Origin of the sequence: Eubacterium sp. An11, from assembly GCF_002161065.1 — a bacterium.
In the GTDB taxonomy this organism is placed as follows: Bacteria; Bacillota; Clostridia; order Lachnospirales; family Lachnospiraceae; genus Anaerobutyricum; species Anaerobutyricum faecale.
In genome coordinates this window covers 21,266-27,530 of the sequence record NZ_NFLV01000037.1, presented here as the reverse complement: position 1 = coordinate 27,530, position 6,265 = coordinate 21,266, and the positions used below count along the sequence as shown (strand labels likewise).

Genomic DNA, 6,265 nt, shown 5'->3' with positions numbered 1-6,265 from the left:
ATACGAAAAAGCGGCTGACTTATTAAAGCAGCTCGACGATGAGGATATGATCGCTGTAATCAGTATACTACATCGGCTCGCTGCCAGACATAAATAATTTTCAGAGGCTGTCCACACGGACAGCTTTTTTTCTATTTTTTTACACATTCTGCATTTTCTCCGCTATTTCCCTTACAAATGGCAAAATAGAGTACCTTGAAAATTTCACACCCTCCCGGAAGAGGGATACGGGTGCCTGCAGATAGTATAGCATGATGCGTGCCTGCAGGCTTTAAGATTGCATAGCAACGCCGAAGACGTGGCTTGGGAAGGCGCAGGAACTGGCTTCCAGGGAGAATTCACTTTTTTGATTTGAATTATCATGAATACGAAATTTACAACCTGGCAGAAAAAACGTATAATAATGGCACGAGGATGTCTTAGTTATACGTTTTTCCTGCTGTTCTTTGAAAGGAGGATAAATGACAGCAGAAACCAACTTCTCAAAAACATCTGCTTTATCATCCGGTGGATCTGATACTTACTCGGTAAGTGATATAGCCATCATTCTTGGAATAAGTAAAAAATCAGCTTATAAATTATGCGAACAGAATTTCTTTATTTCCAAACGGATAGGCAGAATTATACGGGTAAATAAAAAATCCTTTGAGGACTGGCTGAACGGCAGACCTGAATAAAGGAGAAAAACGTATGGCTACAATCATTAAGCGTAAAAAGAATTATTCTGTCGTTTATTATTACGATACGCCGCAAGGCGAAAAGAAACAGAAGTGGGAAACCTTTACAAGTTACAAAGACGCAAATAAAAGGAAAGCAGAAATAGAAAATCAGCAGGAGAATGGAACATTTATTGCTCCTACTTCACAGACAGTTGAAGATTTTCTTTATGACTTCGTAACTCTGTACGGCGAAAAGAAATGGGGGCTTACTACTTATGACAGTAATTTAGGATTAATCAGCAACTACATCAATCCGATTATAGGATCGACACCAATTCAGAAGGTAAACCGTAAATTTGTTGATTCTTACTACAAAACACTGACAAAAACAAAACCTGTGATTGTCAGGAACCGTAAGCCCAAAAGTGAATTTCTTCCACCGGCAACGATTGAAAAAATCTTCAAACTTCTTTCTACTGCATTTAAACAGGCTGTCAAATGGGAGCTTATCGGGAAAAATCCTTTTCAGCTTTCCGATGCACTTCCCCGAACCAAATACAAAAAACGTGATATATGGACGGCAGAAAGCATCAGCAAAGCGCTTAACAGCTGCAAAGATGGCAAATTGTACGTAGCAATAAATCTTGCTTTTGCCTGCTCTATGAGGGAAGGCGAGATTCTTGGACTTACCTGGGATCTTGTAAATATCTCTGATGAAGCAATCGCAGAAGATAATGCGTACATTGATATTAAAAAAGAGCTGCTCAGAGTTTCAAAACGGGCACTGGAAACCCTGGATCAGAAAGATGTCTATTATATCTTTCCGCCATTGATGCCGAATACATCAACCAGGGTTGTTTTGAAAAAGCCCAAAAACGATACCAGTATCCGGCGTGTGTGGATACCGAAAACACTGGCTTACATTCTTCGTGATTGGAAAAAGGCACAGGATGAGCTTAAAGAATTTCTCGGTGACGAATATCAGGACTTCAATCTTGTTGTCGCTCTTGCGAATGGTCGCCCATGTGAAGGAAGGGTATTGCTGAAGGCTTTTGAAGAACTTCGTGAGGAAGCCGGATTACCTAATGTAGTGTTCCATTCACTCAGACATTCCAGTACAACATATAAACTCAAGCTGAACCATGGCGATATTAAAGCTACTCAGGGAGATACTGGACACGCTCAGGCAGATATGGTTACGGAGGTTTATTCTCATATACTTGATGAGGATAGAAAAATTAATGCTCAGAAATTTGATGCAGCGTTCTACGCTAATCCGGATTTGAGCAAATACAATCCGCCTCTTCCAAACGAGAAGCCTGAAAAAGCAGAAATAGACATCAATAACTTAATCGAGCAGCTGAAAAAATCGCCTGAACTGGCTAATACACTGGCACAGCTTTTGGCTCAATAATTTATTAGCACAAAATTTGCTAATTTTCTTATTAGCAAGCACACTGATTTTATTAGCAGAAGGTGGTAAAGCAGTTCAAGTCTAATTAGCAGAAATTTATATTTATGCATTTTATATCCATGCATGAATTTCTAAAAGAGAAAACGCCACAAATCCTTGGATTCATGGCGTTTATACGTTCCTGACTGGAGTCGAACCAGCGGCCTATTGCTTAGGAGGCAATCGCTCTATCCTACTGAGCTACAGGAACTTATCTATATTATAACGGTTTTATGCAACCGCTACAACCAAATTATTCAGTTTTGGACTTGAACGGGCTGCCACTTAGGAGGCGAGTGCTCTATCCAGCTGAGCTACGAAGACATTCTTTATATCCATCTGTGAAGGTTCTTGTTATAAGCGCCCTCGCAAATTTCACTCTGATATTTTAATCGAAAACCTTGCATTTGTCAACATAGGTTTCTTTTTCATACAGCATTCCTCTTACTTGTTTCTGTTACATACAGTCCACTTCTCCCTGCAGCCAGATATAACCCTTAAATCTTCTGCCTTTTTCCGGAACGCCTGTGATATCTGATTTGGCAATGGTGAATTCAATCTGAATAGAATTACATTCCAGAGAGATATAATAGAACTCCTCTCCTGTCAGGCTGTTGGTCATGACAGAGACATCGATGATATCTCCCAGGATTGAATACTTATCACACTCCACTGTATAAGGCATAAAATACGAATTCACAATAGTAAAAATGTCTTCTTTTTTGGAACGGTTGCTCACCAGAGTGTAGGTGTCCATATCTTCCAGTGTAAGCTGTTCCATGGCTTCCACATCTCCGGCCTTGGCTGCGTCTATCATCTGGTTGCGGATCTCATTGCCCTGCCGTTCTTTTTTTCTCTGATGTTCATCTCTTTCAATAGGAAGAATCACCATACCGCCAAAAGAAAGTCCCGACAACGTAATGCAGTTGAATTCTTCCTGGAACATTCCATTTTTTCTTTTCAGATATTCCACGATATTATTGACATGAAAAATCAGAGGAATCCCCAGATTATTCTCATCGCAGATGCATGCGTATTCATGGCATGCCGTATATTTTTCAAACTCCGGATTCTCATGGAACAAACAGTTCAGGCCCCGGACATAAGGAAAAAAGAATTCCTTTTCTGTATAGTCTTTATCTGCCACTTCTGCCACAGCCACTCCCACAGCTTCTCCAAAATCCTTCTCATATATGATCAGCTCTTCTCCATTTTTCATTTCGAAAGAGTCCTGTCTGGTGTGGTTCTGTTTCACATAGTCCGTCAGCTCTCTGATCTTCTTTTTTGTATTATATTTCCCCAGCCCAATTGCCCGTAAATATCGATACATTTTTATGCTCCCTGTTTTAGATTATTTTCTCATCTTCTGGTTAATTATATATTTATATTCCCTACTTTGCAAGATAAAAAAGAAGACCGGAAAAGTAAAAATCACTCTCTTCTTTTCCGATCTTCTGTATTATGATTTTTTGATCAATTATTTTTTGCAGCCACATGCTTTTCCCCATAATGCAGGGCCATTTCCAGAGAAATCTTTTCTTCCTCCGCCAGGGCGATATTACATTCGCCATTTTTGATTTCCTTCATATAAACGTGGCATCCGGCTCTGTTATGTATGGTATTTAAAATAAATCCATCATTGGCGTCATTCAACAGAGTAAGGGCAAAACTCATATTTCCGCCGCTCACGGAATTCTCCAAATTAAATGCATCGTATCGGTGAATTCCTATCTTGCTGTAACACCTTCTCACTTTTTCATAAATGATTGCAATCTGGTCATCATTATCTTTCTGACCTTCTTTCAACTCATCAATCTCGCGAAATCGTTTGTAAATGGTGTATTCCAGCGATTTGCCACTCTCTCCCGTCATGAACTCCATATATCTCTTCCTCAACCGAAGATAATCCAGTAAAAGAAAAAATAATGCAATGACCAGCACAGCCATGATCACGCAGGTTCCAATCATGAATACATCAAAATCCATATTTAAAAAACTTAAAATATTACTCTCCATACTCTTCTCCTGTTTCCTGTATATTTTTTCTTTTTCAGAGCTTCTTTATATTTGAAGCGTTTCTATTATAGCATAATGTAAGATGTTCCTGCCACTGTATAAAAAAAGAAAATCTGTCACAATATTATTTTCACGGTTTCATTACCCTTGTCCGTACATTTTAAAACCGGTCTATGATCTTCAATTACCTTTCGTCTGAATGCTCTGGATCAGATCAATGATTCTCTCCAGCTCCTCCGCAGAATAGTACTCGATTTCTATGCGTCCTTTATTGTTTTTCTTATTTTTTATTGTAACTTTACTTCCCAGAATATCTTTCATTCTGCCCTCAAAGAAATGAAACATTTCTGCCTTTTGAGAATCTTCTTCCTCTTTTTCTTTTCCCTTTTGCTTATGTTCCATCATTCTTTTTACCAGCTGTTCCGCTTCTCTCACACTTAAATTCTCATCAAGGATTTTGCATGCTGTTTCATACTGCAAATCTTTATCTTCTATTGGTATGATAGTTCTTCCATGACCGCTTGTGATGAGATTATCCATGATCATCTTCTGTACTCTCTCGTCCAGACGCAGGAGACGCATGGTATTGGTGATAGCTGTCCGGCTTTTTGAGACACTGGCAGCAATCTCATCCTGCTTCAAACCATAATCTTCCTGAAGTTTTTGATACGCCTGTGCTTCCTCAATGGGATTCAAATCTTCCCGCTGCAGATTTTCAATCAGAGAAATCTTTAATATTTCTTTATCATCGTACTCTTTTATGATGACCGGAACTTTTTTTAAACCAGCTTTCTTGCTGGCTCTCCATCTTCTCTCACCGGCAATAATCTCATAGTAGTCTCCCTTTTTTTTCACAATCAACGGCTGAATTACACCAAACTGTTTGATTGACTCCGACAGTTCCTCGATGGCATCTTCATCAAACTGTTTTCTCGGCTGTTCTCTGTTTGGCTCAATTTTTCTGATATCCACTTCAATATCATACTCATTGATACCCTCATCTTTACTTTCATTTTTTCTTTTTTCTTTGTCATCGTCGGCTTTATGAGAAGACATATCTTCCCTCGGTATCAGCATATCAAGTCCACGGCCCAGACCTTTTTTAATTGCCATCCACTTTCCCCTTCTCTTTTTATATTCGTTCTATCTTTTCATTTCTTGATTATTTTCATTTCTTGATTATTTTCAATGCGATTTGCTTTTTCGCTTTTCCATTTATCTCTCAATGTTTCACGTGAAACATTGATTTTTATCATTTACTATTTTCAATCACTTCATCGGCCAAACGACTATAGGCCTCTGCTCCGGAAGATCTCTTGGAGTACAGATTGATTGGAAGTCCGTGACTTGGCGCCTCGGCCAGGCGCACATTTCTAGGAATAATAGTCTTATAAATGTTTTGATTTAAATTATCCTTCACATTTTCCACAACCTGTAACGATAAATTTGTTCTGGCATCATACATTGTAAACACAACGCCTTCTATATTTAAAGAAGGATTCAGATTCTCCTGAATCAAATTAATCGTATAAATTAACTGTGTCAGACCATCCAGCGCATAGAATTCACACTGAATCGGAACCAGAACAGAATCAGAAGCTGTCATAGCATTTACTGTCAGCATACCCAGCGCCGGCGGGCAGTCCAAAATAATAAAATCGTAATTGTCCTTAATCGGAGCCAACTTTCTCTTTAAAATATACTGCATATTTTCCGAAGTGATCAACTCAATCTCTGCACCTGCCAGATTTCTGTTGGATGGAATTAAAAATAAATTTCCAAAACAATTATCAATCTCCACGATGGAATCCTCCACAGGAATCTCATCTCTCAGAACCTCATAGATTGTTTTATCCAGTTCATTTTTTTCCAATCCAAGTCCGCTGGTGGTATTTCCCTGAGAATCCATATCCACTAAAAGGACTTTTTTTCCTTTCTCTGCCAGGCAGGCAGACAGATTAATGGAAGTTGTCGTCTTTCCAACTCCGCCTTTCTGATTAGCAACGGCAATCACTCTGCCCATTCTACAAACCTCCATTTCATTTTCTATTACGTTATCAATCAGAAATCTTCCAATTGAAATACTTATTAACAGTTCAGCCATGACATTTCAAAAACTCGCTGCCCAGACAGGCAT

The 6,265-nt window shown here is 38.9% G+C and carries 6 protein-coding genes and 1 tRNA gene; 2 read left to right on the top strand and 5 right to left on the bottom strand.

Going from position 1 to position 6,265, the window contains the following annotated elements; translation table 11 throughout:
- The first annotated feature begins 461 nt into the window (after positions 1-461).
- Together B5E53_RS16835 and B5E53_RS16830 are read left to right on the top strand one after the other, a co-directional pair.
- Positions 462-677, top strand: coding sequence for a helix-turn-helix domain-containing protein (locus tag B5E53_RS16835; RefSeq protein ID WP_087317115.1), 216 nt, complete (start codon positions 462-464; stop codon positions 675-677).
- Positions 678-690: 13 nt separating this feature from the next.
- On the top strand, positions 691-2,073 hold the full coding sequence (locus B5E53_RS16830) for a site-specific integrase (protein WP_087317113.1): 1,383 nt from the start codon (positions 691-693) through the stop codon (positions 2,071-2,073).
- A 176-nt stretch (positions 2,074-2,249) separates the two neighbouring features.
- Here B5E53_RS16830 and B5E53_RS16825 read toward each other — a convergent pair.
- The 5 genes from B5E53_RS16825 to B5E53_RS16805 all read right to left on the bottom strand — a co-directional run bounded on the left by B5E53_RS16825 (position 2,250) and on the right by B5E53_RS16805 (position 6,151).
- A tRNA-Arg gene (locus tag B5E53_RS16825) sits at positions 2,250-2,323 on the bottom strand.
- A 246-nt stretch (positions 2,324-2,569) separates the two neighbouring features.
- Complete coding sequence (locus tag B5E53_RS16820; protein WP_087317111.1) at positions 2,570-3,442, bottom strand: DUF3881 family protein; 873 nt, start codon at positions 3,440-3,442, stop codon at positions 2,570-2,572.
- Between the two features lie 143 nt (positions 3,443-3,585).
- The gene (locus B5E53_RS16815) at positions 3,586-4,128 is read right to left on the bottom strand and encodes a DUF4446 family protein (RefSeq protein ID WP_087317109.1); all 543 of its coding nucleotides are present in this window, start codon (positions 4,126-4,128) and stop codon (positions 3,586-3,588) included.
- Positions 4,129-4,308: 180 nt separating this feature from the next.
- Positions 4,309-5,241, bottom strand: coding sequence for a ParB/RepB/Spo0J family partition protein (locus B5E53_RS16810; protein ID WP_087317107.1), 933 nt, complete (start codon positions 5,239-5,241; stop codon positions 4,309-4,311).
- A gap of 139 nt (positions 5,242-5,380) precedes the next feature.
- Positions 5,381-6,151 carry an AAA family ATPase gene (locus B5E53_RS16805; protein ID WP_087317105.1) on the bottom strand — a complete coding sequence of 257 codons (771 nt, stop codon included), beginning with the start codon at positions 6,149-6,151 and terminating at the stop codon, positions 5,381-5,383.
- Between the last annotated feature and the right edge of the window lie 114 nt (positions 6,152-6,265).

Excerpts from the sequence above, each read along its gene's own strand:
- B5E53_RS16830 (WP_087317113.1), top strand. The coding sequence starts at position 691 with ATGGCTACAATCATTAAGCGTAAAAAGAATTATTCTGTCGTTTATTAT.
- B5E53_RS16820 (WP_087317111.1), bottom strand. The coding sequence starts at position 3,442 with ATGTATCGATATTTACGGGCAATTGGGCTGGGGAAATATAATACAAAA.
- B5E53_RS16835 (WP_087317115.1), top strand. The coding sequence starts at position 462 with ATGACAGCAGAAACCAACTTCTCAAAAACATCTGCTTTATCATCCGGT.
- B5E53_RS16810 (WP_087317107.1), bottom strand. The coding sequence starts at position 5,241 with ATGGCAATTAAAAAAGGTCTGGGCCGTGGACTTGATATGCTGATACCG.
- B5E53_RS16815 (WP_087317109.1), bottom strand. The coding sequence starts at position 4,128 with ATGGAGAGTAATATTTTAAGTTTTTTAAATATGGATTTTGATGTATTC.
- B5E53_RS16805 (WP_087317105.1), bottom strand. The coding sequence starts at position 6,151 with ATGGGCAGAGTGATTGCCGTTGCTAATCAGAAAGGCGGAGTTGGAAAG.